Here is a 25,039-nt window from a genome sequence, read left to right on the forward strand (position 1 = left end):
GAATTGTGCCTGCGATACGACTCCGGCCCCGGTCCACCCGTGAAGAACGGGTTTGCGGCAGCGACACTCCCGGCCTCGGGTCCTTCCCGAGGCGCGGCAATCGACCGTGAGATATACCGTATCCTGTTCGAAAACATGGAAGACGGCTTCTGTGTGATCGAGTTCGTCGATGGTCCGCATGGACCGTTGAGCGACTACGTCCATGTCCTCGCCAACCCCGCCTACGAGCGTCACACCGGCATCCCCAATGTGGTGGGCCAATACTTGCGCAAAATGGTTCCGGACGAGGCGGATGACTGGATCGCCTTCTACGGCAAGGTTCTCCATACTGGTGAGCCGATCCGGTTCCGCAATGAACTGGTGGCGACTGGTCGCTATCTTGAAGTGTCATCCTTCAGGATCGGCCGCTTCGAGGACCGGCTCGTTGCGGTGTTGTTCAAGGACGTCACTGAACGTGTCAGTGCGGAAGGAAAACTGCACCAGCTCAACGAAACGCTCGAACAGAGGGTTGCCGATGCTCTCGCACAGCGCGAGCTTGCAGAAAGCGCACTGCGCCAGGCGCAGAAGATGGAGGCTGTGGGCCAACTGACTGGTGGCCTCGCGCACGATTTCAACAACCTGCTCGCGGGGATCACCGGCTCGTTCGAACTGATCGGCCGCCGCGTGGAGCAGGGCCGGACCGGCGAGGTTCCGCGCTATGTCGAAGCCGGTCTCGGGGCCGCGCAGCGTGCGGCCGCGCTGACCCATCGCCTGCTGGCCTTCTCCCGGCGCCAGACTCTCTCCCCGCGTGCCACGCCTGCCAACCGCCTTGTCGAGGACTTCATCGATCTCGTGCGCCGCACCATGGGGCCGGCAATCACGGTCGAGACCGAACTTGACCCTGCGCTCTGGCCTGCTCTGGTTGATGCCAACCAGCTCGAGAATGCGCTGCTCAACCTGTGCATCAACGCCCGCGATGCCATGCCGGATGGCGGCCGCCTGTCGATTTCCACGCTCAACGTCACGCTGTGTGACGAGGAAGCCGACAAGCGCGGCCTTGCTGCGGGCGACTATGTGACCATCACGGTCGGCGATTCAGGCGTCGGCATTCCGGCCGAAGACCTCGACCGCGTGTTCGAACCGTTCTTCACCACCAAGCCTACCGGGCAGGGTACGGGCCTTGGCCTTTCGATGGTCTACGGCTTTGCCCGGCAGAGCAACGGGTTGGTCCGCCTTCGTTCAACGCCAGGGCTTGGCACGGAAGTGCGCATATACCTCCCGCGCCACGATGCCGAGGCAGAGGCACCCGTTCCTGCGAGTTCGCGCCGTTCGCCTCATGCGCTACCGGGCGCAACCGTGCTGGTGGTGGACGACGAGCCGACTGTCCGAATGATGATCGTCGATGGCCTGGGCCTGATCAATGTCAACTGCATCGAGGCCAGTGATGGCGCGGCGGCACTGGCCTTGCTGGACCGTCAGGACGGGATCGACCTGCTGATCACCGATGTCGGTCTGCCCGGGGGGCTCAATGGCCGTCAGATCGCCGACGAGGCCCGCCGCCGCATCCCCGGCCTCGGCGTCCTGTTCGTCACCGGCTATGCCGACAGCGTGGTCCTGCAAAAGGATTCGATGGAGCAGGGGGTGGACGTCCTGACCAAGCCCTTCCCCATCGACGAGCTTCAGCGCCGCGCCGCAAAGCTGCTTGGTGGTGACGGAGGGCTCAACCCCGAGGGCTGAACCTCTCGAACAGGTCGACGACCACGTCTTCGGCGATCTCGTGCTCGCCGTATCTGACGAAACCGAGCCGCTCCGCCAGTGCAACCGAGGCATCGTTTCCACGCTCGATCATGCAGGCGACCCGCGTGATGCCATGCATCTTCTCGACCCAGGCCAGCGCCGCTTCCATGGCCTCGCGCGCAAAGCCTTTGCCCCAGTGCTCGCGCGCAACGATCCAGCCCGCTTCAACCATGTCGTCCATGCCCTTGCCGAAGCCACGCATGGAGTGGAACACGCCCAACTGTCCGACGAAGCTCCCGGTCGCCTTCTCATGCGCAAGAAACAGGCCGTAGCCGTAGAAATGCCAGGAGCCTGCCGCCCGCAAGGCCCGCGAGAACATGTCGGTGGTGGGTTCTTCCGGCCGCGGGCCGAGGAAGCGGTGCACTTCCGGATCGGACACCAGATCGCGCAGGAGCACGTAGTCCTCGCGTCCGGGTTCGGAAAGCGTCAGGCGAGTTGTCTCGATCACGGGAGTCACAGCGCAAGATCCAGTGCGTGGAGAGTGAGGCCAACGAGCCCGCCGACTAGCGTGCCGTTGATGCGGATGAACTGGAGGTCGCGACCGACCGCACCTTCGATCCGGTCAGTAACCGTGCGCGCATCCCAGCGCTTGACCGTCTCGGACACCAGCCTGACGATCTGGGCACCGTAGCGCGTGGAAACGCCAACCATGGTCCGGCGGGCGAAGCGATTGACCACGCGCTGCAGGCGCACGTCATCCTTCAGCGCGCTACCAAGCTCGGCAAGGCTTGCGCCGAACTGTCCGCCCAGCGCCCCGCGCGGATTGCGCACGATCTGCAGCAGGCGCGTGCGACCCCGCTCCCACAAACCGTCGAGCCACCGTCCGAATGCGGGATTGGCAAGAACCTCGTGCTTCATCCGCTCGACCTTCGCGCGCATCTCTGCATCATGGACGAGATCGTGCGCGAGGGTTTCGAGCCCTTCCTCGATCTTGCGGCGCAGGGGATGGTCGCGGACCACCAGCGTTTCGGCCAGCAGCTTGTAGAGCCCGTCGAGAATCGCGTTGGCGAGCTTCTCGTCGAGGCCAGTCCAGCGCAGGATGGTGTTGGCACGCTCGTGGATGGTGGCCTGGATCAGCGGTTCGTTGGCCTCAATCGTTTCGGCTGCCTTGCGGATCAGGCTCTCGATCACCGGCATGTGCCGCCCGTCGGCAATCGCCGCGCCGAGCAGCTGGCCGAGCAGCGGCGCGAGTTCGATCTTCTCCAGCTGCGCCCGCAAGGCGCCCTTGGCGAGGCCGCCGAGCTCTTCCGGATCGAGCGATTCCAGCACGTCGGCCAGCAGTCCTGCCGCACCGTCGCGCAATCGGCTCTCACCGGTGCGGGGATCGGCAAGGAAAGTGCCAGCGGCGGCGGCAACGTTGACCGCCCCCATCCTGCGCGCGACGACTTGCGGCGTGAGGAAGTTGGCCTGCAGGAACGCCGCCATCGTCTCGGCGATGCGGTCCTTGTTCTCGGGGATGATCGCGGTGTGCGGGATCGGCAGGCCCAGCGGATGGCGGAACAGCGCGGTGACCGCAAACCAGTCAGCCAGGCCGCCCACCATCGCGGCTTCGGCAAAGGCGCGGACGAAGCCGAGCGCGGGATGAAGGCCTTCGTAACGCCGGGTCAGAGCGTAGACCACCGCCATGGCCAGCAGCAGGGATGTTGCCACTACCCGCATCCGGCGCGCCCGATCCACCGGGCCTGCAGGTCGAGAAGCAAGGCGGCCGGACGTCATGCGGTGAAATCCGCGCTGGCCCGGAGTCTTGCCCCGGCTGGCTCGGGCGTTGTTGCAATCACTCCGCCGGTAATGCCTCGCGCACCGGTTCGTTCCGCTCGGAGTCCGCCCGGTCGTTCGGCTGGTAGCCGAGAACCTTGCGGGCAAGCCATGGTCCGATGCGCTTCTCGACGCCATCGGCAAGGCTGAAACCTGCCGGAACGATCAGCAGGGTCAGCGCGGTCGACAGAGTCAGCCCGCCAATCACGACGATGCCCATCGGCGCGCGCCATCCGCCATCGCCGCCGACGGAAACGGCGGTCGGGATCATGCCCGCCACCATCGCGACCGTCGTCATGATGATCGGTTGCGCGCGCTTGTGGCCGGCCTCGGTAATGGCGGCGAGCTTGTCCTTGCCTGTGGCCATTTCCTCGATCGCGAAGTCGATCAGCAGGATCGAGTTCTTCGCGACGATGCCGAACAGCATCAGGATGCCGATGAACACCGGCAGCGACAGGGCCTCACCCAACAGCCAGATCGCAAGCAGACCGCCCAGCGGGGCGAGGAACAGCGAACCCATGTTGACCAGCGGCGAGATGAAGCGATGGTACAACAGCACCAGAACCGAGAACACCAACAGGATGCCTGAGGCCACTGCGATGCCGAAGTTCTTCATCAGTTCGGCCTGGAACTTGTCTTCACCGGCCGCCGTGTTGGAAACGCCCTGCGGCAGGTTCTTCATGATCGGCAGCTTGGCAATGGCGGCCATGGCATCGCCCTTGACCACGCCGGGCCGCAAGTCGGCGCCAACGAAGACGCGGCGGCTCTGGTTGTAGCGCTGGATCTGGGTGGGACCGGAGCCGAACCCGATCTCTGCCACGCGCGATAGCGGCACCGAGCCACCCGAGGCTGTCGGCACCGGCAGATTCTCGATTGTCGAAAGATCGCGGCGCGAGGATTCAGGCAGCTTCACGCGGATCGGAACCTGACGGTCCGACAGCGAGAACTTCGCGCTGTTCTGGTCGATTTCACCCTGCGTCGCGATGCGGATCACCTGGCTGAGTGCCTGTGTCGTCACGCCGAGATTGGCCGCAAGATCAAGCCGTGGCTTGATGATCACTTCGGGGCGGCGCAAGTCGGCGCTGATGCGCGGGGCAACCAGCAGGGGCAGCGTGCCCATCTGGTCCACCAGCGTCTGCGCGGTCTTCTGGAGCAGTTCCGGATCCGACCCCGCCAGCATGATGCTGATCGGGCGTCCCGAACCGCCACCTGGACCACTTGGTCCCTGCGCCTGGAAGTTCGCGCGGATATCGGGGACCGCCTGCAACTGCGGGGTCAGCTCGCGCTCGAAATCGAGGCTGGTCCGCACGCGATCGGGCCGGAGGTTGACGTAGATATTGGCCCGCCCCTCGCGCACCGAAGCAAGCTGCGATTCGACCTCCTGCTGTTTTGCCAGCAGCGATACGACTTCCGAAACCTTGCGCTCGGTCTGCTGCAGCGTCGTCCCCGGCACCATTTCGATGGTCACGGTGCTGGAATCGCTGTCCGCATCGGGGAAGAACTGTGCCGGGATCGAGGCGAACATGACGATCGTCAGGGCGAATGCGCCTATGCCGATGCCCATCATCCACATGCGATGATCGCGCAGGCGCGCGCGGAAACGGCGGCGCGGATGCTCGGCGCGGTAGGCCGCGGCTTTCGAAGTGTCGAGCGACCAGCCCAGCACCTTCATGTACTTGTCCATCCACGGCCCGCCGCCATGCTCGGCCTCACCATGGGCCTGCAGGAAGTAGGCCGCGACCATCGGCGTGATCATGCGCGCGACGAGCAGCGAGAACAGCACGGAAATGACCACAGTCAGGCCGAAGTTCTTGAAGAACTGGCCGGAAACGCCGGGCATGAGCGCGACGGGGAAGAACACCGCGACGATCGAGAAGGTCGTGGCCACCACCGCCAGGCCGATCTCGTCGGCCGCGTCAATGGCGGCCTGATAGGCGCTCTTGCCCATTCGCATGTGTCTGACGATGTTCTCGATCTCGACGATCGCATCGTCCACCAGCACACCTGCAACCAGGCCGAGGGCCAGAAGCGACATCTGGTTGAGCGTGAAGCCCATCAGGTCGAGAACCCAGAACGTGGGGATCGAGGAAAGCGGAATGGCCAGCGCCGAAACGATCGTCGCGCGCCAGTCGCGCAGGAACAGGAACACCACGACGACCGCGAGCACCGCGCCCTCGACCATGGCGTTCATCGACGAGCGGTACTGGTCCTTGGTGTAGGTGACCGAGGTGAACAGCAGTTCGAAGTGGATCTTGCCGCCCTGCTCCGCCTCGATCTTCTTCATTTCCTCCAGCGCCCCGTCATAGACGGAGACGTCGGATTCCCCGCGAGCGCGCGAGAACGAGAAGGTGACCACGCCCTTGCCGTTGAACTTCGCGACCGAAGTGAGCTCGCTGTAGGCATCGCGCACATCGGCGACGTCGGCCAGACGCACGGTGCGGTTGCCCGAGAGCGAGATTTCGGTCTGCGAGAGGTCATAGGCCGTCTTGGCATTGCCCAGCACGCGCACGGACTGGCGCGATCCGGCAACTTCCGTCTTGCCGCCCGCGGCGTTGATATTGACCTGTCGCAGCGCGGCGTTGACCTGGCTTGCAGTCACGCCAAGCGCGGTCATCTTCGCCGGGTTGAGCGTGACGGCAATCTCGCGATTGACCCCGCCAGAGCGGCTGACTTCGGCCATGCCCGGCACGGTCAACAGACGTTTGGCGATGGTATCGTCGATGAACCACGAAAGCTGCTCGATGGTCATATCGTCGGCCACGACAGCATAGTACGCGATCGGGTTGGACGATGTTTCGACCTTGAACACCTGCGGCTCGAGAATGCCTTCAGGCAGGTCCGAACGGATCTGGTCGACCTGGTTCTTGACCTCGTTGACCGCCGCGTTGATGTCCTGGCCGATTTTGAACTGGACCTGCGTCTGGCTGCTGCCCTCCGACGCGGTCGAAGTCAGCGTGTCGACGCCGGCAATCGACCGGACGGCAGATTCGACCCGCTGGGTGATCTGGTTCTCGATCTCGGTCGGCGCGGCACCGGGCTGCGAGATCTGGACGATGACGACAGGGAACTCGATGTCCGGGTTGTCCTGGACCTTCATCCCCATGAACGAGACAATGCCCGCGAGCGTCAGCCCGATGAACAGGACGATGGGGACGACCGGGTTGCGGATGCACCAGGCCGAGATGTTCTGGAAGTTCATCGCCAGCCCTTACTTCTGAACGACCGGCTGGACCTTGTCGCCCGGATTCAGGAAGCCGCCGGCCCGCAGCACCACGCGCTCGCGACCCGAAAGCCCCTCGATCACCGTAATGCCCCGTGCGCTCACTTCCCCGGTCTTTACAGGGCGGCGCTCGGCCTTGTTGTCGCTGCCAATCACGTAGACGAAGGTACCCTTGTCATCGCTCAGGATCGCCGATTCAGGCAGAAGCGGCGCGGTCACGGTGCCCGAAGCCAGCGTGGCCGTGGCAAAGCCACCCGGACGCAGCGCAAGGTCATAAGGCAGGGCAATGCGGACAATGCCTTCGCGGCTGGTCTGGTCGATGGTTGGGGAAAGCTGCCAGATCTGGCCGTCAAACGTGCGCTCGGAGCCGACCGGGACGACCTTGGCAGAGGCGCCGACCGCGAGCCTGGCGAGATCGGATTCGGCAAGGCGGGCCTGCATTTCCATCTGTCCATCGCGCGCCATCGAGAACAGCACGCCGCTGCCGGGGCTGACAATCTGGCCCGGCTCTGCCGCACGGGTCAGCACGAGACCGGCGGCAGGTGCAACGATGTTGAGCCGCGCCGCACGCGCACCCAGTTCACCGAGACTCGCCCGCGCCACACGGACCCGGGCAACGGCGGCATCGCGCGTGGCGGTCAGCCTGTCGACGTCAGCCTTCGAAATGAACCCGCGCTCGACCAGTTTGAGCGCACGGTCGAGATTGGCCTGAGAGAGGCGTGCATCGGCGGCTGCGACTTCGACGTTGGCGGCCTGGCTCGCGATTTGCTGGCTCTGCACCGAGCGGTCGATGACGGCGAGCACCTGCCCTGCCTTCACCCAATCGCCCGCGTCGACCAGTACGCTGACGATCTGTCCGCCTTCGCCTGCCACGCCGACCGGCATTTCGCGACGGGCCGCAATCGTGCCGCTGGCCGTGATCGTGCCTGTGATCGTCGTCGCGCCCGGAACCACCACGGTCACGACCTGCGCCTGCGCTGCCTTGTCGCCTGCACCTGCATCACTGCCACGGTGCATCAGGAACCATGCAGCGACCACAACGGCAGCGACAAGCGCACCGATGATCCAGAAGCGGCGTGTGTTGCCCGGCCTGCCCTCGTCTCCCGAAAACTGGGGCGAAAGCGGTCCTTCGGCATTGATGGTCGTTTCGTAGTTCATGTTCGTCACTGCCTTCGTCCCTTGGCGGGGCGAGGGCCGGCCCCTTCAAAACTCGAGTAGGTGTGTCACATCCGCAACGCACTCGCCGCAAACACGCGGCCCCGCCGTATTGGCAGGCCAAGCCGATGCAATAGACCTGCTTCCGACGAGGTGCAATTCCGTCTCGACGAAGGACTTATGCCCAATTCAGGACCGTGTCTTTCTTGCACCTGTAACTTTTTGTAACGCTTTTGCCGCAGCAAGGATGCCGCTGTGCAATGACCGGGCGGTGCAGAACAGACGCCCAAAAGAACAACGGCCGCTTCCGGGTGGAAGCGACCGTTGCGGATGGAGCTGGTTGGCGCAATCAGTACTTGAGCTGGCGCTCGTACAGATCGCGGTAGTGCTGGATGCGGGTCACGCGCAGGCCCTGCATGCCCGAACGGTCAACCGCTCGCTGCCACGAGGCAAACTCTTCGAGCGTCAGGCCGTAGCGTTCGCAGACTTCGTCGATCGTCAGCAGTCCGCCGTTGACCGCCGCCACGACTTCGGCCTTGCGCCGAACGACCCAGCGGGTTGTGTTCGGCGGCGGCAGGCTGTCGATCGTCAGCGGCTCTCCGAGCGGGCCGATCACTTGTGCCGGACGGATTTTCTGGTTCTCGATCATAGGAATCTCATGCTTCGGCGCGGCTGGACCGCACCCCTGTATTCAGGTCTTCCGGTGTGCCCGGGTTCGCTTTGCCATTCGCTGAAGAGTTTGGGTTAACGATGTGTTCACCCGCGCTCAGGTGCGGCGGAACGCCCGGAATTCCCGATGCGATGAACGCGGCAGCCTGCCGGTGGAAACTCCCGGTGGCAGGAACGGAGCTGCCCGGCGCACTTGCGCCAGAGCTTGCCCCGACAGCCGAGAGTGCCCGGCGCAGATCCTGGGCGGCAGAAATGCGCGCGCACAGTCCGTGCCACGTTAAAGGGCGCAGCCCGATGGCGCCCTCTCCTGTGGCAAATCCGCCGGGATCGTTGAAGCTCATGTCCATGCCACGCTTCTAGGCAGGAGATGGCTAAGGTCCGGTAAAGGAGCAATTTAGCTTTTGTTCATGGAGCAAGGACCGATTTATCCCCAGTTGGCCCCGGCAACACAGGCACTTTGCCCTTCTTCGCGAAAACGCCTATGGGCGCGCGATGCCTGATACTCTCGCCCAGACAGACCTTTTCGACCTGCCCGGACCACTTTCGGCCCGGCGAATCGTCGTTGCCATGTCGGGCGGAGTCGACAGCTCGGTCGTGGCCGGACTTGCGGCTGCGACCGGTGCCGAAGTCATCGGCGTGACGCTACAGCTATATGACTATGGTGCGGCAACCGGCCGCAAGGGTGCCTGCTGCGCCGGTGACGACATTCGCGATGCCCGAGCCGTCGCCGACCGCCTCGGTATTGCCCATTATGTATTCGACCACGAGTCGAGTTTCCGAGAGGAAGTGGTCGAGCGATTTGCCGACGACTATCTCAACGGCCGCACACCTATCCCCTGCGTCCGCTGCAACATGGGGCCCAAGTTCACCGACCTGCTGGCCATGGCGCGCGAACTGGGTGCCGATTGCCTCGCCACCGGGCACTACGTCCGCCGGGTGATGGGCCCCGCCGGCGCCGAACTGCACCGCGCCTTCGATCCCGCGCGCGACCAGTCGTACTTCCTCTATGGCACGACCGAGGCGCAGCTCGATTTCCTGCGCTTTCCGCTGGGTGGCCTGCCCAAGAGCGAAACCCGGCGAATGGCCGAGCAGATGGGTCTTGTCGTCGCGGCCAAGCCCGACAGCCAGGACATCTGCTTCGTGCCCGATGGCGACTATGCCAAGATCGTGCGCGCGGTCCGTCCCGAAGGCGCTGCGCCGGGTGACATCGTCCATGCGGCCAGCGGCGAAGTGTTGGGACATCATCGCGGCATTATCCACTACACCGTGGGCCAGCGCCGTGGCCTCGAGATCGGGGGGCAGCCCGAGCCGCTTTACGTGGTCGGTCTCGACGCGCCGTCGCGTCGTGTCCTCGTCGGCCCGCGCCCGATGCTGGCCGTGAGCAGCGCGCTGATCACCGAGACCAACCGCATCGGCCCCCTTCCGGAAGGCCCGCTGACGGCAAAGGTGCGCTCGCTGGCAAAGCCAGTGCCGGTCACGCTCGAAGGCTCGTTCGGCGATGGCGCCAGCGCGCGCATCCGCTTCCTCCAGCCCGAATACGGTGTCGCACCGGGGCAGGCCGCCGTGCTCTATGCCGGGGAGCGTGTAGTCGGCGGCGGCTGGATCGATTCGACCGAACGCTGGGACAGCTAGGGGTCAGCGCTTCCACGGCTCCAGCACGCAGCCCGAGCCTTCGCGATAGGTCGCGGTCTGGCCGAACATCAGCGCGAAACGTGCGGTCACGCTCTTCGCCTCGGCGTCCTCGCTCAGAGTAACCAGCTCCATTCCCGGCTCGAAATCCTTCTTGCAATCCGAAAGCGTGCGGCCACCGGCATAGCGACAGGAGCAGGCAACGCGTGCGCCGTAGCTCGCCCCGGTCTGCCCGTAGCCCCGGATCGAGGACCAGAACGTCGCGAGCAGTGCTGCCAGCAGCACGACCACGATCAGCGCAGCGCGAAGCCGCCAGCTGCGGCGCGGGGCGATGGTCAGCGACGGAGCTGTGGGGGAACTGTGGTTGCCGGTTGCCATGGATACCGATTCTGGACGAAAGGACAGGCCCGATGGCCCGCCGCTCGCTCTCCCTTATCCTCAGCCTTGCGCTGCTGCCAGTCCTGGCAGGATGTTCGCAGGGGACGAATGCGCCCGATGCTCCGCCGCCGGTTTCCGAAGCCGCGCTTAAGGCGGTAGTCAAGGACCCCGGCGTCAACCGCGAGAGGCTCGCCCGCGCAGTCGATGCCCTGTTCGCGCCCGAAATGGGCGAGACGCGCGCGGTGATCGTGATGAAGAACGGGCGGATCGTGGCCGAGCGCTATGCCGAGGGCTACCACGAGAACACGCGCTTCGTCAGTTGGTCGATGGCCAAGTCGGTCACCGGGGTGATGATCGGCATGCTGGTTTCGGACGGACGCCTGCGGCTTGATCAATCAGCCCCGGTTCCCGCCTGGCAGCGCCCAGGCGACCCGCGGGGCGAGATCACAGTGCGCCAGCTCCTGCAGATGCGCTCGGGCCTGCGCCACGCGGAGGCGATCGATCCCGTCTACGAGGCGGACGAAGTGCGGATGCTGTTCCTTGACGGGCGTGACGACATGGCACGCTATGCCGAGGACCAGCCGCTCGAGGCGGAGCCGGGGCGCAAGTTCGAGTATTCCACCGCGACCAGCGTGATCCTCGCAGACCTCGCCGCGCGCGTGCTCAGCCCGGCGAGCGATCCCGAAAGCCGCCGTCGTGCAGTAGCCGATTACTTGCGCACGCGCCTGTTCGAACCGGCGGGGATGAAATCCATGCTTCCCGAATTCGACGCCTCGGGCACGCTCGTCGGCGGATCGCTGATCCACGGCACCGCGCGCGACTGGGGCAGGTTCGGCGAGTTCCTGCGCAACAAGGGCTCGGTCAAGGGCGCGCAGATCATTCCGCGGCAGTGGATCGAGTTCATGGTCACGCCTTCCCCGCGCGAGGCGCAGTACGGTGCGCAGATCTGGCTCAATCGTAACCCTACGAACGGCGATGCCTCGCTCTTCCCGGATCGCGGCCCCAAGGACCTGTTCGCGTGCATCGGCCATCTCGGCCAGTACGTGATGGTCAGCCCGAGCCGCGGCCTTACCGTGGTCCGCCTCGGCAAGACGCTGGACGACAAGCTCCCGCCGGTTGTCGACGGGCTTGGCGATATCGTGGCGCTCTACCGCTAGGGCCAGACCGGATCAGGGTAGACGGAAAAGACCCTCGACCACGGTTACGCAATCGCCGCCCAGCAGCACGCGGCCCCCTTCGAGACGACAGGCAAAATCCGCGCCCCGCGCCGATGCCTGATGGGCGCTGAAGGTGTTGCGGCCGAGCCGGGCCGCCCAGAACGGTGTCAGCGCGGCATGGGCAGACCCGGTCGCCGCGTCCTCATCAACCCCGCCTCCGGGCACGAACACGCGGCTGACGATATCGGCACCCGATACGTGGCCCGATCCGGCAGCGGTGGCGATGAATTGCACGTCGCCGAAGGCAAGCAGCGCCTTGAAATCCGGAGCAAGCGCTAGGACTTCGTCGGCGGTGGCATAGTGGAACAGGTTGTAGCCATCGCCCTGCCACACCTCTGTCGGCTGGCCCTGACCGAGCAGCGGCACCGCTTCGTCGAACGCGCCCGGTGCGGTCGGCACCGCTGGCAGCGACAGCACATAGCGTGCGCCATCGCGCGCCACTTCGAGAATGCCGGCCTTGCGCGTGGCAAAGGTGACCCGGCCACGCATCGGGTCTTGCGCAAGCACCACATGGCCAGACGCCAGCGTGGCGTGGCCGCACATCGCGACTTCGACGGCCGGAGTGAACCAGCGCAGCTCGAAGTCCGCCACCCCGGTGTGGTCGGGCACGAGGAACGCGGTTTCGGCGAACATGTTTTCCGCGCCGATGGCCTGCAGCGTCGCGTCGTCGGGCCAGGCTTCGAGCATCATCACTGCGGCCTGATTGCCGCCAAGCGCTCGGGCAGTGAAGGCATCGACGTGGAAGTAGGGGACTCTGGAATCGCTCACGTTGCAGGCGCTCCCGTGCTTGGCGAACCTTGGGCAAGGATGGCGGGGCTGGTGCCGTCAGGACCGGGATTGAGCAGGTTCTCCGCCCCCATCATGTCCTCGTCGACCAGACCTTCCGGATCGGGGTGGATGAGGATTTCGACGCCGGGAAACTCCGCCGTCAGCTTGTCCTCGATCTCATCCATAACACGGTGCGCCTCGGTCACGGTCATGCGTCCGTCGACCCAGACGTGGAACTGGACGAAATCGCGGTTGCCGCTGGTGCGGGTGCGCAAGTCATGCAGGCCCTTGAGTTCCGGGTGCTGGGCCACGACTTCAAGGAAGCGCTCGCGCTTTTCCAGCGGCCATTCGTGGTCCATCAGCTGCTCGATCGCTTCCTGCGACGCGCTCCATGCGCCCCAGCCGAGCCACAGCGCGATGCCGAAAGCGAACACCGCATCGGCACCCTTGATCCCGACGTAGGTATCGATGACGAGGGCTGCGATCACCGCGAGGTTCAGGAACAGGTCCGACTTGTAATGAACGTTGTCGGTGCTGATCGCGAGGCTGCCGGTCTGGCGGATCACGTGGCGCTGGTAGGCCAGCAGCGCGAAGGTTGCGGCCAGCGCGATGGTCGAGACAATCACGCCCGATTCGGCCTCTGCCACCTCAGCCTGCCCGACGAACTGGCCGACCGCGCGGAAGGCGAGGCCGATGGCCGAGATCGAGATCAGGACGACCTGGAACATCGCCGCCAGCGCCTCGGCCTTGCCGTGTCCGAAGCGGTGGTTGTGGTCATCGGGCTGCGAGGCGATCCAGACGCCGAGCAGGGTGGCAAGGCTCGCAACGAGATCGAGCGCAGTATCGGCCAATGACCCGAGCATTGCCGTTGACCCGGTCGAGAGCACCGCCCAGACCTTCAGGCCGACAAGAAGCACTGCCACCGAGGTGCTGGCAAGCGCGGCCTTGCGGTTGAGGTCGTTGTGCGTGTCGGCGCGGGTCATGTCCATGGCGGGCGCCTTAGGGGTAAAGCAGGGTGCTGGTCCAGCCACCTGCGCCATCGCTGACGAAGCGGCGGCGTTCGTGCAGACGATAGTCGCGGTCCTGCCAGAACTCGATGGCCACAGGCGTCACGCGATAGCCTGACCAGTGCGCCGGGCGCGGCACGTTGCCATCGGGGTATTGCTCGCGCAGCGCTGCCACGCGATCGAGATAGGCCTGCCGGTCCGGCAGAGGGCGGGACTGGTCAGACGCTGCCGAACCCAGCCGCGATTCGGGATGGCGGCTGGCGAAGTAGGCGTCGGCTTCTTCCGGTGTGACCTCGGCAATCGCACCTTCGATGCGGATCTGGCGGCGGAGCGACTTCCAGTGGAACAGCAGCGCGACGTTGGGGTTCGCGGCCAGTTCCCCGCCCTTGCGGCTGTGGAAGTTGGTGTAGAACACGAAGCCGTCGGGGCCGTGGCCCTTAAGCAGCACCATGCGCACCGAAGGATGGCCATCGGGCGTCGCCGTTGCGAGCGCCATCGCGTTGGGGTCGTTGGGCTCGCTCGCTTGCGCCTGCGAAAACCATGATTCGAAGATCGCGAAAGGATCGGCGTGGGGAATAGCGTCGGAATTCTGTTCAGACTTCACGGGAGTTTCCTGAAAGGGTTTACGCTGTTTACACTGTCCAGAGAGGAACCGTCATGGGGCCTGACGGGCGTTGATTGACGCTCGCCGAGGTCCCCGCCTTCGCGGGGACTCTGCGCGAATTCGGGCGCTTCTCCATGACCGGGATCAATTGCATGGGTCCGGCCTACTCTTCTCGCGCAATGTAGGAAAGCCAACCTTGCGGGCAGGCCCTGCGCGCCCTAGCTAGGATGCCATGGCAGATCCGTATTCGATCCTGGGAGTTCCGCGCAGCGCGAGCGAGAAGGACATCAAGTCCGCTTACCGCAAGCTGGCCAAGGAACTGCACCCGGATACCAACAAGGACAATCCCAAGGCCACGGAGCGCTTCTCCGAGGTCACCCGCGCCTATGACCTGCTGTCGGACAAGGACAAGCGGGCCAAGTTCGACCGTGGCGAAATCGACGCCGACGGCAATCCGATGGGCCCGTTTGGCGGCGGCTTTGGCGGCTCTCGCGGCCCCCAAGGCGGTTTCCGGCACGATGGGGGTTTCGAGGGCGGCTTCGGCGGAGGGCCGGAAGGCATCGACATCGGCGATATCTTCGAGGGCCTGTTCGGCGGGCGCGGAGGTATGGGAGCCGGTGGCATGGGCGGAATGGGCGGCGCGCGCCGTGGCCCCCCACCCAAGGGTGCCAACGTCAACTACCGGCTGCAGGTCTCGTTCGTTGACGCAGCGACCCGCGCCAATCAGCGCATCACCCTGTCCGATGGCAAGACGGTTGACCTCAAGCTGCCTGCCGGCCTCGAAAGCGGCCAGCAGATGCGCCTTGCCGGCAAGGGCGAGCCGGGCCCGGGCGGCAATGGCGATGCCATCGTGACAATCGAGATCGGCAGCCACCCGTTCTACGAGCGCGATGGTGACAACATCCGGCTCGACCTGCCGGTCAGCCTCGCCGAAGCGCTGAACGGGGCCAAGGTGAAAGTGCCGACGGTCGACGGCGCCGTCATGCTCACCGTCGCGCCGGGAAGTTCGAGCGGGCGCACGCTTCGCCTCAAGGGCAAGGGTTTCACCCGCAAGGACGGCACGCGCGGGGACCAGCTGGTCACGCTGCAGATCGATCTTCCTGCCGATGACGGGGACCTGAAAGCGCGTCTCGAGGGTTGGGCGGACATGCGCAACCTTCGCGGCAAACTTGGTGTCTGAGGACACGCTCCCGTCATGAGCGCTTCCGGCCAGACACCGCCGGGGGCACGTCCTCTCGTCGACCTTCCCGACCTGTCGCCGGAAGCCCGGCGGCGTGAAGCGCTGCGCTGGCGTTCAGGCCTCTCCGAAGCGCGCCAGCGGCTCGGGCCGGGAAGCCGGGCGTGGGAAGTGATCAAGCGCGTGTGGACCGGCGTGTTCAACGATGGCTCGATCCATGCCGGAAACCTTGCCTACATGATCGTGATCGCGCTGTTTCCGTTCTTCATCACCGGGGCAGCGCTGTTCTCGTTCATCGGCGAGGCGAGCCAGCGGTCGGCCGCGATCGACACGGTGCTGATCGCCCTGCCCCCGGTTGTCGCCACCACGATCGAGCCGGTGGCGCGCAGCGTGATCGAGGCGCGCACCGGCTGGCTGCTGTGGATCGGCGGTGTGGTCGGTCTGTGGACTGTGGGCAGTCTGGTCGAGACGATCCGCGACATCCTGCGGCGGGCCTATGGCACGCGCTGGGAACATGCCTTCTGGCGCTATCGCCTCGCTTCTACGGGAATCACGCTGGCGTCGGTCGTGCTGATCCTGCTGGCGATCTTCGCGCAGGTGCTGATCGGTGCGGCACAGGAAGTGATCGAGGCCTTCCTGCCGCAATTCGGTTCGTTCGTGGGCAGCCTGTCGCTGTCACGCTTCGTGCCTGCGGTGGTACTCTACGGCGCGCTGTGGCTGCTGTTCATCTCGCTCACGCCGGGCGCCTATCGCGGTCGGGACTATCCGAAATGGCCGGGCGCGCTGTTCGTGACGGCATGGTGGATCGCGGTGACCACGGCGCTCCCAACTGCGTTGCGCACCTTTTTCTCCTACGATCTGACCTACGGCAGCCTTGCCGGGGTGATGATCGCCCTTTTCTTTTTCTGGCTGGTCGGCTTAGGGATGGTCGTGGGGGCCGAACTCAACGCCGCACTTGCCGAAACGCCGGAAGAGCGCGACATGCTGGGACAGGCCGACAATCGCGCGCGCGCTCAACAGGGCCGCGCCGGGAACGAGACAAGAAGCGAGAACGAGAACGCATGACCGGACTTATGCAAGGCAAGCGCGGGCTGATCATGGGCCTCGCCAATGACAAGTCGCTCGCCTGGGGCATTGCCAAGCAGCTGCACGAACATGGCGCGGAACTGGCCTTTTCCTATCAGGGCGAGGCGCTGGAAAAGCGCGTGCGTCCGCTGGCCGCGAGCCTTGGCAGCGATTTCCTGATCGAATGCGACGTGTCCGACATGGCCGCGCTCGACCAGACCTTCGAGACGCTCAAGGCGCGCTGGCCGACGATCGACTTCATCGTCCACGCCATCGGCTATTCAGACAAGAACCAGCTGCGCGGAAAGTTCTACGATACCACGCTCGACAACTTTCTGATGACGATGAACATCTCGGCCTACAGCCTGGTTGCCGTCACCAAGCGCGCGGTCGAGATGATGCCCAATGGCGGTTCGATCCTGACGCTGACCTATTACGGCGCGGAAAAGGTCGTGCCGCACTACAACGTGATGGGCGTGGCCAAGGCGGCGCTGGAAACCAGCGTGAAGTACCTCGCCAACGACTGCGGGCCGCAAGGCGTGCGCGTCAACGCGATCTCGGCAGGCCCGATCAAGACGCTGGCTGCCAGCGGCATCGGCGACTTCCGCTACATCCTCAAGTGGAACGAGCTGAACAGCCCGCTGCGCCGCAACGTGACCATCGAGGACGTCGGTGGCGCGGGGCTCTATTTCCTGTCCGACCTGTCATCGGGCGTGACCGGCGAAACGCATCACGTGGACGCGGGCTACCACACCGTCGGCATGAAGCAGGAAGACGCGCCGGATATTGCCTTGGGTTGATTTACCGGCTGTCGCCGGTGCCCACCCCCAACCCCTCCCGCCTGCGGGAGGGGGGAACAAGGCACAGCGCCTGCCCTCCCGCAGGCGGGAGGGCCGCGAGACTTAGGGAGCCGTAGGCGAGCTTAGTCGCAGCGGGGTGGGCAATCAGGGTTGAGCTGGCGTCGCCACGGGCGGAGTAGCCTGTTCGCCTGCCTGCTCACGTTCGCGCTTCAGGCGGGCTTCGTATTCCTTCTCGATCTGCTCAACCCGGCCCTGTTCGGCAGCCGCATCGGCATCGATCGTTTCAAGGCGCTTGGCGCGCTCTTCCTCGATCAGCTTGCCGAACTGAACGTCGGAGCTGTTGCGCTTCTCGGCATATGCGCGGTCGATCAGGCGAGTGAGGCAGCCCGTGGCACCACCCGCGCCGACGGCTGAGCAAGAGTTCGTGCCGAAGTTGCCGACCGTTTCATAGGCGCGAACCTTTTGGCTCCACGCCTGATTGACCAGCGCGTTGGGATTGTCGCGCAGCGGCTTGGGGATGCGAAAACGCTCTTCCTCTTCCTTGCGCGCGCAGACGGTGATCGTGTTGCCTTCGGACTTGGGACAGGGATCGTCGCCATAGACGATCAGCTGATTGACCTTCTCGCCGGCCGGATCGATGAGCCCTTGGTCAGCGCCTTGCGCAAGGGCAGGGACGGCAAGCGCGCTCGAAAGCAGCAGGGCGGCAGGGATCAGGCGCTTCATCATCGGTCTCCGGTCAGGCTCTGCCCGATATAGGGCGCGCCTGCAGTGAATGGTAGATGAAGCGCGGTCGTTGCGGGGAATCAAATCCGCTTTGAAAGTGCGATGGCAGCGCGGCAACCGAGGCGGATGGCGTGGAACATCAGCGGGTAAGCAGGAGCCTTCTCCGCACCCGCCGCAAGCGCAGCGTCGCGGTGCTCGCGTTCGTCGTCGCGGAATTCGCGGATCATGTCGGCGAGTTCGGGGTCTTGGTCGCCCAGTTCTTCGAGCTGTTCGGTATAGTGCCGGTCGATCTCTGTCTCGATCGCGGCGGTGCAGGCCATCGCCGCTTCAGGGCCGATCAGCGCGGTGGCAGCGCCCAAAGCGAACCCGGCAGCGGACCATACCGGCTGCAGCGCGGTGGGACGGACGCCGCGACGGGCAAGCAGGGCATCGAACTTGGCGCGGTGCCCAGCTTCCTGTTCGGCCATCGCGGCGATCTCTGCCGAATGAGGGCCACGATTGCCCATGACCGCAAGCTGGCCTGCATAGATGCGGGTCGCACCGAATTCGCCGGCCTGGTCGACGCGAAGCATTTCGGCGGTTTTGGACATATCAGGTTCCCTTGCGGCCTTTGCCGAGCAGCGCAAGCACGAGGATCGCGCCGGTGATCGAGATCAGGAAGTTGAACCCGGCGAGGCTGATTCCGAAGAGGTCCCAAGGGGCAACATCGCAGCGGACGACCGGCGCATTCATGATCGCATCAAGCGGATTGCCGCCGCCTGCCACGGTCGAACAGGCGGTGACGCCTTCCCACCAGCCATATTCGACGCCTGCGTGGAAGCCCCCGATCAGGCCGGAAATGCCGATGGCAATGGCGGCGAGCGTGACCGTGAGATCGCCTGATCCTTTGCCCTTCATCGTGCACGCCAGAAGCGCGAGCACGATTGCGGCGATATGCGGATAACGCTGCCACCAGCACATCTGGCACGGATAGAGCCCGAACACGAACTGCGAGATCAGTGCCCCGCCCATCAGGGCTGCGGGTACGATCAGGGCGAGCGCATAGGCGGCGATCCGGGACTGATGCGAGGTCATGGGCCGTGCCCTATTACCGCTTCAGCTTTGCGGCAAGAGCGCTCCTCGGGACGGTGCGGCCCAGCGTCTGTACCGCGTAGTAGAGCTGGAAATCCTTGATGTTCTTGGCCTTCAGCTCTTCCGGCGTCATCTTGAAGCGTGGGTCTTCGACCTTGTCCTTTTCGAGATCCTTGTCGTCCAGCTTGATCTCGTTGATCAGGTGGCCGCGCAAGTCGCTCTCGCGGTAGGAGCGCAGCTGGCGCTTGCGCAGGTCGGGGTCGGAAATCTGCGGCACGGCAATGTCGGGATCGATGCCGCCTTCCTGCACGCTGCGGCCCGAAGGCGTGTAATAGCGCGCGGTGGTGATCTTTACGGCGGTATCGCGGGTCAGCGGGATCAGCGTCTGCACGCTGCCCTTGCCGAAGCTGCGCTGGCCCATGACCACGGCGCGGTGCTGGTCCTGCAGGGCACCCGCAACGATTTCGGAAGCCGAGGCCGAGCCCTCGTCGATCAGCACAATCATCGGGACGCCCTTGGCGATGTCGCCCTTGGTGTCGATCTCGGCGGGATAGACTTCGGTATCGCGCGCATAGCGGCCGCGCTGCGAGACGATGGTGCCGTGATCGAGGAACAGGTCAGACAGGGCCACCGCTTCATCAAGCAAGCCGCCCGGATTGCCGCGCAGGTCGAGCACGAGGCCAGTGACCTTGCCGCCAGCCTTGGCCCTGGCATCGTTCCACGCCCTTTGGACCGAGGCACCGACGTCGGCGCTAAAGCTGGAGACAGAGATCACCGCGACGTTGCCCTGGAGTTCCCACTCGACCGGCTTCAGTTCGATGATCTTGCGGGTGATCGTCACGTCAAACGGTTCGTCGCGGCCGGGGCGGAACACGCTGAGCTTGATCTGCGTGCCGGGAACGCCGCGCATCTGGTCAACCGCCTCGTCGAGCGAGCCGCCATAGATCAGCTTGCCATCGAGGTGCGTGATGAAATCGCCAGCCTTGACCCCGGCGAGGTCAGCCGGGCTGCCCTTGGTCGGCGCGATCACCTTGACCGCGCCGTCGTCCATGGTCACCGACAGGCCAAGGCCGCCGTAGGAACCTTCGGTCTGTGTGCGCAGGTTCTCGAAATCGCGGGCATCGAGATAGGCGCTGTGCGGGTCGAGCGTGGCGAGCATGCCGTCAATCGCGCCCTTGAGCAGCTTGTCGTCGTCAACCGGCTCGACATAGTTGGCCTTGATCCGCTCATAGACGGCCATCAACTTCCCGAATTCTGGGCCGGACTTTGCATCGACCGCGGCAAGGCCGGTGGTCGCCACCGGAATCAGCGCGACGGCAGTGACGAGCGCGGTTGCGCGCAGGAAGGGGGCGAACTTCATGTGCCCGGGGGCCTTTCGCGAAGAGGCATTCATTGCAAGTGTTCTATAACCGGCGATGAATTAACGCCAGATGAGGTTTTGGGACAGGGCAAGCGCCATGAACCGCCGATATGCTTCGACCAGCGCCGACTTCAGCCGCGCAGATCGAGTGGATTGACCGGGGTGCCATCGCGGCGAAGCTCAACCGTCAGCACCGGGCGTCCAGGCCCGGCCGTGCCGATGGGCGAGCCCTGCACCACCTTCTCGCCCACGCTTGCGGCGATCTGGCCAAGATTGGTGACGAGCGTGGTCCAGCCGCCCGCATGCTCGATGATCACGATCCGCCCGTAGCCGCGATAGGGGCCGGCAAAGGCGATGCGCCCGTCGGCGGGGGAGATGATCTGCGCGCCGCCCGCCGGAGCGAGAGCTACGCCAGTGGTGAGCCCGGTCGAGGACTTCTCGCCGTAGCCGGCCACGAGTTGGCCGGAGACGGGCATGATCCATGGGAGCTTTGGCGATCCCGTTGCCGCCAGCGGTGTGGGCGCGTCGATCACGCGGAGGACTTCACCGGGGCGAGAGGGTGGCAGCACCGGGCCCGGGAGTGCGGCAAGGCTCTGGCGCAGGGCACCATCGGCTTCGAGGCGGGACATCAGCGCCGAGAGGTCGCGGGTCTGTTCGGCCAGCGCGAGGGCGCGGTCGGTCTCACGGCTCGCCACGCCTTGTGCGGCGCGCGAGGCGAGGCGCTGGCGGCTTTCGAGTGCGGCAAGCTCTATGCGGCGCGCGGCGAGGCCCTTCTCTCCCTCGCGCCGCTGGTTGGCGGCAAGGCGCGCTTCGTCCTGCAGGCGGCGACCGCGCAGGATTTCGGCGCGCAGGCCTGCGGTGCGGCGGCGGACTTCGGGGAGCATGGTCTCCATCACCGCGCGCAAGTGCACCGTATCGCGCAAGCTTTCGGCGCGGACGAGGCTGAAAGCGAGCGGGCGGCGGGCCATCATCTGCAGTGCTGCGGTGAGCCGCACGACCGGCTCCTGCCGCTCGGCCATGCGAGCGCGCAAGCGTTCGCGCTGGCGGTCGATCAGAGTGATCTTGGCCTGCGCGAGCTGGATCTCGGCTTCGGACTGCTGAATGCGTGCGGCGACGGCGGCGGCTTCCTGCGCGGTACGATCCGCTTCGGCGCCTGCCTTGCGCGCGGCCAGTTCGAGCTGCTCGGCACGGGTACGCGACTGGGCGAGGGCCTGCCCTGCCCGGCGCAGGACCTCACCGGCCTCGCCCGCGTCGGCATAGGGCGTGCCCTGCTGTGCGGTGGCCTGCCAGCCGACAATCCCGGCGAGGGCCAACAGGCTGGCGATGAACAGGAAACGTGACGTCATGCCGCCAGCTATCCCTCGCGATGGTAGGGATGGCCAGCAAGAATGCTGGTTGCCCGCCAGAGCTGTTCGGCCAGCATCGCGCGGGCCATCATGTGCGGCCAGGTGGCCTTGCCGAAAGCGATCAGGAGATCGGCGGAATCACGCAAAGGGTCATCATGGCCGTCCGCCGCACCGATCAGGAACCGCGTCTCGCGCACGCCATCGTCGCGCCAACGCCCGAGGATCGCGGCAAACTCGCTGGAGGTGAGTTGCTTGCCCTGCTCATCAAGCGCCACGGTGCGCGATGGGGTTTGCGAGGGTTGCGGGACAGTGCCGCCCCGATCAGGCAGTTCGCTGACCTTCCAGCCCCACGAAATGCGCTTGGCATAGCGCTCGACCAACTCCGCCTCGGGCGAACGGCCGATCTTTCCGCGAGCGATGACGTGGAGCAGCATGGGGCTGGTCTAGCCGGGAATCGGCGACAAGAGAATCCCTTGGCGAAAAAGCAGCGGCACCAGTCCGCTCCCCCGGCACGATCACCTCACCGGGTAGGCTCTGGGTGGTCGGGCCGGGGAGTGGGCCAAAAACAGAAAGCCGCGCCGCAAGCCCTTGGCGGATGCCAAAGGCGTACCGCAAGTTACGCCGCGCCCGCGTCTCCGAAGGCCCACATGCGTTCGAGGTTGTAGAACGTGCGCACTTCCGGGCGGAAGAGGTGGACGACAACGTCGCCGGCATCGATCAGCACCCAGTCAGCCGCCGGAAGCCCCTCGATCCGCACGTGGCCGAAGCCGCCGTGCTTGATGCGCTCGGCCAGCTTCTGCGCCATCGAGGCGACCTGACGGGTCGAGCGGCCCGAGGCGATCACCATGTAATCGGCCACAGAGCTTTTGCCCTCGAGCGGGATCGAAACGACCTCCTGCGCCTGATCATCGTCAAGCGACTGCAGCACGAGATCGTGCAGCGCGGCGGGCGTGTAGGGGGTCTTTTGGGCTGTGTCGGCCTTGGCCGACAGCGGTTGAACGCTGGTCATGTCGCGCGAAATGGCCTCCGTGGCTCAAGAGTCAAGGAATAACGGTTGGAACGCGCAAGAGTTTCACCTCTCCACCCCATGGTGGAAGGGCAGCAAAGGCATTGCGCGGTCAGGATTTTCCTCGCTTTACAATCGATCCTTTTACCTGACGATGCGTGACGGCATCGCGCAGGACCGCAGCGGACATGCGGTGCGACCAATCAGGATCATAGGCGCGAATCGCGCTGGCGGACCGATGGTCAGGATCGAAGCGAAGAATGGTCAGCGCCGGAGCGCTCCGCATTGCGCCGGAAACAAACTGTCCGGGCCGCTGACGCCAGCGGCGCAGCCAGGCCATGGCAGGACTTGCCAAGGCAGCCGAATCATAACCCGGACGCGCGATCACCGCAATCGGCATCTCGCGCGCGATCTGTCGCCAGTGTTTCCACTTGTGGAACTGGGCAAGGTTGTCCGCGCCCATCAGCCAGATGAACCGCCGCCGAGGGTATCGATGCCTGATCGCGCGCAGTGCGTCGACGGTGAAGCGCGTTCCGAGTTCGCGCTCGATTGCCGTCGCGCGGATCGGCGCATTGCGGCTCATCGCCATGGCTGATGCCATTCGCGCTTCGAGCGGGGCCATACCCTCCACCGGCTTGAGCACGTTGCCGGGCGAGACCAGCCACCACACTTCATCAAGCCCGAGCGCCTCGATCGCAAACAGCGTGACCCGGCGATGGCCGCCGTGCGCAGGATTGAAGCTGCCGCCGAACAGGCCGGTCAGGGGAGCCGCAGGCGCTTTCAGGGGCGGACCTGCCCCGAACCGCGCACCAGCCACTTGTAGGTGGTGAGACCTTCGAGCGCGACCGGACCACGAGCATGCAGGCGGCCCGTAGCAATGCCGATCTCCGCGCCGAGGCCGAACTCGCCTCCGTCCGCAAACTGGCTTGAGGCGTTATGCATGACGATCGCGCTATCGACCTCGGTGAGGAAGCGGTCAGCCACGGCCTGATCCTCGGTCACGATGGCGTCCGTATGGCCCGAGGCATGGGCCGAGACATGGGCAAGCGCTTCATCAAGGCCATCGACCACGGCAACCGAAAGGATCGCGTCGAGATATTCGGTGTCCCAGTCGTTAGCGGCGACCGGCACGATGCGAGGATCGATGGCGCGGGCGCGGGCATCGCCACGCAATTCGCACCCGGCATCGAGCAGCGGTTCGACGAGACCGTGCGGATCGGGATAGGTCGCGTCGATAAGCAGCGTTTCCATCGCCCCGCAAATGCCGGTGCGGCGCATCTTGGCGTTGAGCACGATGGCCTTGGCCATGGCAGGATTGGCAGCGGCGTGGACGAACGTGTGGTTGATGCCATCGAGGTGGGCCAGCACCGGCACGCGGGCATCGGCCTGCACGCGGGCGACGAGGCTCTTGCCACCGCGAGGCACGATCATGTCGATCAGCCCGGCAGCCGCCAGCATCGCGCCGACAGCGGCACGGTCCTGCGTAGACATGAGTTGCACCGCCTCGGCGGGAACGCCGCCTTCAACGAGTCCTGAAACCAGCGCCTTGTGGATCGCCCGGTTTGAATGAACCGCCTCGGACCCGCCGCGCAGGATCGTGGCGTTGCCCGAGCGCACGCAGAGCGCGGCGGCATCGGCGGTCACGTTGGGGCGGCTTTCGTAGATGATCCCGATGACGCCCACAGGAATGCGCAGGCGCTGCAGGACCATTCCGTTGGGACGCGAGCCTTCCGAGATCACTTCCCCGACCGGGTCGGCAAGGCTGGCCACCTGCTCCACCGCATCGGCAATACCTGCAAGCCGCTCGGGCGTAAGCTTCAACCGGTCGAGCAGTGCGCCGGTCAGGCCGTTGGTCTCGCCATTGGCCATGTCGCGGGCGTTAGCCGCCAGAATGTCTGCCTCAGCCGCGCGCAGGGCTGCGGCGGCAAGCTTGAGCGCATGTTCCTTGGCTGGCGAATCCATCCGCGCCAGAACGCGCTGGGCTGCGCGGGAAGAACGGGCGAGACCTTCGACAAGATCGGTCACGGATTCGGGCTGGGACACGGATGCAGTAGACATGCGATGCGCCCTAGCACCGGGGGCAAGGCCTGTCATCCGGATGGATTACGGCGCGAGCGCTTCGGAGAATGGTGCACATGCGGCAATGCGGTGCATCACAAGAATGCAAACGATTCATCGGGGGACTCACACGACTCGGCGCACTTGGCGGGATTCCGATTCGCCAGCCGGGAACCCGGCGGCTAGTCCGCGCCGCGACGGGAACTGCATTAACCAAGCCACACGAATAACGACTCGGGGGTCGCCTGCCTGTGC

General features: G+C 65.3%; 25 protein-coding genes. 6 read left to right on the plus strand and 19 right to left on the minus strand.

Annotated elements, in window-relative coordinates; genetic code table 11:
• Window positions 1-39: 39 nt before the first annotated feature.
• A complete protein-coding gene (locus ACZ1JW_RS06090; protein WP_465142333.1) occupies window positions 40-1,716 on the plus strand; it encodes an ATP-binding protein in 1,677 nt (558 codons plus the stop codon).
• On the opposite strand, the gene ACZ1JW_RS06095 is transcribed toward ACZ1JW_RS06090, so the two are convergent.
• The 6 genes from ACZ1JW_RS06095 to ACZ1JW_RS06120 form a co-directional block, all read right to left on the minus strand.
• Entirely contained in the window at window positions 1,700-2,224 is a 525-nt protein-coding gene (locus tag ACZ1JW_RS06095) for a GNAT family N-acetyltransferase (protein ID WP_465142334.1), read from the minus strand. The two genes, ACZ1JW_RS06090 and ACZ1JW_RS06095, sit on opposite strands and share 17 nt — an antisense overlap.
• A gap of 5 nt (window positions 2,225-2,229) precedes the next feature.
• Entirely contained in the window at window positions 2,230-3,435 is a 1,206-nt protein-coding gene (locus ACZ1JW_RS06100) for a DUF445 domain-containing protein (RefSeq protein WP_465126435.1), read from the minus strand.
• A gap of 115 nt (window positions 3,436-3,550) precedes the next feature.
• On the minus strand, window positions 3,551-6,730 hold the full coding sequence (locus tag ACZ1JW_RS06105) for an efflux RND transporter permease subunit (protein ID WP_465124397.1): 3,180 nt from the start codon (window positions 6,728-6,730) through the stop codon (window positions 3,551-3,553).
• 9 nt (window positions 6,731-6,739) lie between these two features.
• Window positions 6,740-7,909 carry an efflux RND transporter periplasmic adaptor subunit gene (locus ACZ1JW_RS06110; protein ID WP_465142335.1) on the minus strand — a complete coding sequence of 390 codons (1,170 nt, stop codon included), beginning with the start codon at window positions 7,907-7,909 and terminating at the stop codon, window positions 6,740-6,742.
• 346 nt (window positions 7,910-8,255) lie between these two features.
• Complete coding sequence (sciP, locus tag ACZ1JW_RS06115; RefSeq protein WP_465124395.1) at window positions 8,256-8,555, minus strand: CtrA inhibitor SciP; 300 nt, start codon at window positions 8,553-8,555, stop codon at window positions 8,256-8,258.
• A 7-nt stretch (window positions 8,556-8,562) separates the two neighbouring features.
• Entirely contained in the window at window positions 8,563-8,922 is a 360-nt protein-coding gene (locus ACZ1JW_RS06120) for a hypothetical protein (RefSeq protein ID WP_465142336.1), read from the minus strand.
• A gap of 145 nt (window positions 8,923-9,067) precedes the next feature.
• Between ACZ1JW_RS06120 and mnmA the strand changes: the two genes are divergently transcribed.
• Window positions 9,068-10,207: a tRNA 2-thiouridine(34) synthase MnmA gene (mnmA, locus tag ACZ1JW_RS06125; RefSeq protein ID WP_465142337.1), complete on the plus strand. Its 1,140-nt coding sequence runs from the start codon at window positions 9,068-9,070 to the stop codon at window positions 10,205-10,207.
• Window positions 10,208-10,210: 3 nt separating this feature from the next.
• Here the strand turns inward: mnmA and ACZ1JW_RS06130 are convergent, their stop codons facing one another.
• Window positions 10,211-10,582, minus strand: a complete 372-nt coding sequence (locus tag ACZ1JW_RS06130; RefSeq protein WP_465124392.1) for a hypothetical protein — start codon at window positions 10,580-10,582, stop codon at window positions 10,211-10,213.
• A gap of 32 nt (window positions 10,583-10,614) precedes the next feature.
• Here ACZ1JW_RS06130 and ACZ1JW_RS06135 point away from each other — a divergent pair, with 32 nt between their 5' ends.
• Window positions 10,615-11,739: a serine hydrolase domain-containing protein gene (locus tag ACZ1JW_RS06135; RefSeq protein ID WP_465142338.1), complete on the plus strand. Its 1,125-nt coding sequence runs from the start codon at window positions 10,615-10,617 to the stop codon at window positions 11,737-11,739.
• Between the two features lie 12 nt (window positions 11,740-11,751).
• Here ACZ1JW_RS06135 and ACZ1JW_RS06140 read toward each other — a convergent pair whose 3' ends face one another.
• Genes ACZ1JW_RS06140 through pdxH form a run of 3 tightly spaced genes read right to left on the minus strand, consistent with a single transcriptional unit; the run spans window position 11,752 to window position 14,178 of the window.
• Window positions 11,752-12,567, minus strand: a complete 816-nt coding sequence (locus tag ACZ1JW_RS06140; protein WP_465142339.1) for a PhzF family phenazine biosynthesis protein — start codon at window positions 12,565-12,567, stop codon at window positions 11,752-11,754.
• Window positions 12,564-13,556 carry a cation diffusion facilitator family transporter gene (locus tag ACZ1JW_RS06145; protein ID WP_465124389.1) on the minus strand — a complete coding sequence of 331 codons (993 nt, stop codon included), beginning with the start codon at window positions 13,554-13,556 and terminating at the stop codon, window positions 12,564-12,566. The genes ACZ1JW_RS06140 and ACZ1JW_RS06145 overlap by 4 nt, the downstream gene beginning before the upstream one ends.
• A 10-nt stretch (window positions 13,557-13,566) precedes the next feature.
• Window positions 13,567-14,178 carry a pyridoxamine 5'-phosphate oxidase gene (pdxH, locus tag ACZ1JW_RS06150; RefSeq protein WP_465142340.1) on the minus strand — a complete coding sequence of 204 codons (612 nt, stop codon included), beginning with the start codon at window positions 14,176-14,178 and terminating at the stop codon, window positions 13,567-13,569.
• A 232-nt stretch (window positions 14,179-14,410) separates the two neighbouring features.
• On the opposite strand from pdxH, the gene ACZ1JW_RS06155 reads away from it, so the two are divergent.
• Genes ACZ1JW_RS06155 through fabI form a run of 3 tightly spaced genes read left to right on the plus strand, consistent with a single transcriptional unit; the run spans window position 14,411 to window position 17,220 of the window.
• The gene (locus ACZ1JW_RS06155) at window positions 14,411-15,358 is read left to right on the plus strand and encodes a DnaJ C-terminal domain-containing protein (protein ID WP_465142341.1); all 948 of its coding nucleotides are present in this window, start codon (window positions 14,411-14,413) and stop codon (window positions 15,356-15,358) included.
• 15 nt (window positions 15,359-15,373) lie between these two features.
• The gene (locus ACZ1JW_RS06160) at window positions 15,374-16,420 is read left to right on the plus strand and encodes a YihY/virulence factor BrkB family protein (RefSeq protein WP_465142342.1); all 1,047 of its coding nucleotides are present in this window, start codon (window positions 15,374-15,376) and stop codon (window positions 16,418-16,420) included.
• Window positions 16,417-17,220 carry an enoyl-ACP reductase FabI gene (fabI, locus tag ACZ1JW_RS06165; protein ID WP_465124385.1) on the plus strand — a complete coding sequence of 268 codons (804 nt, stop codon included), beginning with the start codon at window positions 16,417-16,419 and terminating at the stop codon, window positions 17,218-17,220. Before ACZ1JW_RS06160 ends, fabI begins: the two co-directional genes overlap by 4 nt.
• Window positions 17,221-17,364: 144 nt before the next feature.
• Here the strand turns inward: fabI and ACZ1JW_RS06170 are convergent, their stop codons facing one another.
• The 9 genes from ACZ1JW_RS06170 to ACZ1JW_RS06210 all read right to left on the minus strand — a co-directional run bounded on the left by ACZ1JW_RS06170 (window position 17,365) and on the right by ACZ1JW_RS06210 (window position 24,784).
• A complete protein-coding gene (locus ACZ1JW_RS06170; RefSeq protein ID WP_465142343.1) occupies window positions 17,365-17,946 on the minus strand; it encodes a hypothetical protein in 582 nt (193 codons plus the stop codon).
• A 77-nt stretch (window positions 17,947-18,023) separates the two neighbouring features.
• Window positions 18,024-18,533, minus strand: coding sequence for a demethoxyubiquinone hydroxylase family protein (locus tag ACZ1JW_RS06175; RefSeq protein WP_465142344.1), 510 nt, complete (start codon window positions 18,531-18,533; stop codon window positions 18,024-18,026).
• Between the two features lies 1 nt (window position 18,534).
• The gene (locus ACZ1JW_RS06180; RefSeq protein ID WP_465124382.1) at window positions 18,535-19,017 is read right to left on the minus strand and encodes a disulfide bond formation protein B; all 483 of its coding nucleotides are present in this window, start codon (window positions 19,015-19,017) and stop codon (window positions 18,535-18,537) included.
• Between the two features lie 13 nt (window positions 19,018-19,030).
• A complete protein-coding gene (locus ACZ1JW_RS06185) occupies window positions 19,031-20,374 on the minus strand; it encodes a S41 family peptidase (protein WP_465124381.1) in 1,344 nt (447 codons plus the stop codon).
• A 131-nt stretch (window positions 20,375-20,505) separates the two neighbouring features.
• The gene (locus ACZ1JW_RS06190) at window positions 20,506-21,720 is read right to left on the minus strand and encodes a murein hydrolase activator EnvC family protein (protein ID WP_465142345.1); all 1,215 of its coding nucleotides are present in this window, start codon (window positions 21,718-21,720) and stop codon (window positions 20,506-20,508) included.
• 8 nt (window positions 21,721-21,728) lie between these two features.
• The gene (locus tag ACZ1JW_RS06195; RefSeq protein ID WP_465142346.1) at window positions 21,729-22,154 is read right to left on the minus strand and encodes a 23S rRNA (pseudouridine(1915)-N(3))-methyltransferase RlmH; all 426 of its coding nucleotides are present in this window, start codon (window positions 22,152-22,154) and stop codon (window positions 21,729-21,731) included.
• A 182-nt stretch (window positions 22,155-22,336) separates the two neighbouring features.
• Window positions 22,337-22,729, minus strand: coding sequence for a ribosome silencing factor (rsfS, locus tag ACZ1JW_RS06200; protein WP_465142347.1), 393 nt, complete (start codon window positions 22,727-22,729; stop codon window positions 22,337-22,339).
• Window positions 22,730-22,838: 109 nt separating this feature from the next.
• Entirely contained in the window at window positions 22,839-23,543 is a 705-nt protein-coding gene (locus tag ACZ1JW_RS06205) for a nicotinate-nucleotide adenylyltransferase (protein WP_465142348.1), read from the minus strand.
• Window positions 23,507-24,784 (minus strand): glutamate-5-semialdehyde dehydrogenase, encoded by a 1,278-nt coding sequence (locus ACZ1JW_RS06210; protein ID WP_465142349.1) that lies wholly within the window; start codon window positions 24,782-24,784, stop codon window positions 23,507-23,509. The genes ACZ1JW_RS06205 and ACZ1JW_RS06210 overlap by 37 nt, the downstream gene beginning before the upstream one ends.
• Window positions 24,785-25,039: the final 255 nt, after the last annotated feature.

It is taken from the genome of Novosphingobium sp. BL-A-28-Hi1-0D (genome assembly GCF_055521755.1).

Coding starts and splice junctions, on each gene's coding strand:
- ACZ1JW_RS06120 (WP_465142336.1), bottom strand. CDS start 8,922: ATGGACATGAGCTTCAACGATCCCGGCGGATTTGCCACAGGAGAGGGC.
- ACZ1JW_RS06160 (WP_465142342.1), top strand. CDS start 15,374: ATGAGCGCTTCCGGCCAGACACCGCCGGGGGCACGTCCTCTCGTCGAC.
- ACZ1JW_RS06145 (WP_465124389.1), bottom strand. CDS start 13,556: ATGGACATGACCCGCGCCGACACGCACAACGACCTCAACCGCAAGGCC.
- ACZ1JW_RS06185 (WP_465124381.1), bottom strand. CDS start 20,374: ATGAAGTTCGCCCCCTTCCTGCGCGCAACCGCGCTCGTCACTGCCGTC.
- sciP (WP_465124395.1), bottom strand. CDS start 8,555: ATGATCGAGAACCAGAAAATCCGTCCGGCACAAGTGATCGGCCCGCTC.
- mnmA (WP_465142337.1), top strand. CDS start 9,068: ATGCCTGATACTCTCGCCCAGACAGACCTTTTCGACCTGCCCGGACCA.
- ACZ1JW_RS06130 (WP_465124392.1), bottom strand. CDS start 10,582: ATGGCAACCGGCAACCACAGTTCCCCCACAGCTCCGTCGCTGACCATC.
- rsfS (WP_465142347.1), bottom strand. CDS start 22,729: ATGACCAGCGTTCAACCGCTGTCGGCCAAGGCCGACACAGCCCAAAAG.
- ACZ1JW_RS06170 (WP_465142343.1), bottom strand. CDS start 17,946: ATGATGAAGCGCCTGATCCCTGCCGCCCTGCTGCTTTCGAGCGCGCTT.
- ACZ1JW_RS06155 (WP_465142341.1), top strand. CDS start 14,411: ATGGCAGATCCGTATTCGATCCTGGGAGTTCCGCGCAGCGCGAGCGAG.
- ACZ1JW_RS06190 (WP_465142345.1), bottom strand. CDS start 21,720: ATGACGTCACGTTTCCTGTTCATCGCCAGCCTGTTGGCCCTCGCCGGG.
- ACZ1JW_RS06100 (WP_465126435.1), bottom strand. CDS start 3,435: ATGCGGGTAGTGGCAACATCCCTGCTGCTGGCCATGGCGGTGGTCTAC.
- ACZ1JW_RS06195 (WP_465142346.1), bottom strand. CDS start 22,154: ATGCTGCTCCACGTCATCGCTCGCGGAAAGATCGGCCGTTCGCCCGAG.
- fabI (WP_465124385.1), top strand. CDS start 16,417: ATGACCGGACTTATGCAAGGCAAGCGCGGGCTGATCATGGGCCTCGCC.
- ACZ1JW_RS06210 (WP_465142349.1), bottom strand. CDS start 24,784: ATGTCTACTGCATCCGTGTCCCAGCCCGAATCCGTGACCGATCTTGTC.
- ACZ1JW_RS06175 (WP_465142344.1), bottom strand. CDS start 18,533: ATGTCCAAAACCGCCGAAATGCTTCGCGTCGACCAGGCCGGCGAATTC.
- ACZ1JW_RS06135 (WP_465142338.1), top strand. CDS start 10,615: ATGGCCCGCCGCTCGCTCTCCCTTATCCTCAGCCTTGCGCTGCTGCCA.
- ACZ1JW_RS06105 (WP_465124397.1), bottom strand. CDS start 6,730: ATGAACTTCCAGAACATCTCGGCCTGGTGCATCCGCAACCCGGTCGTC.
- ACZ1JW_RS06180 (WP_465124382.1), bottom strand. CDS start 19,017: ATGACCTCGCATCAGTCCCGGATCGCCGCCTATGCGCTCGCCCTGATC.
- ACZ1JW_RS06110 (WP_465142335.1), bottom strand. CDS start 7,909: ATGAACTACGAAACGACCATCAATGCCGAAGGACCGCTTTCGCCCCAG.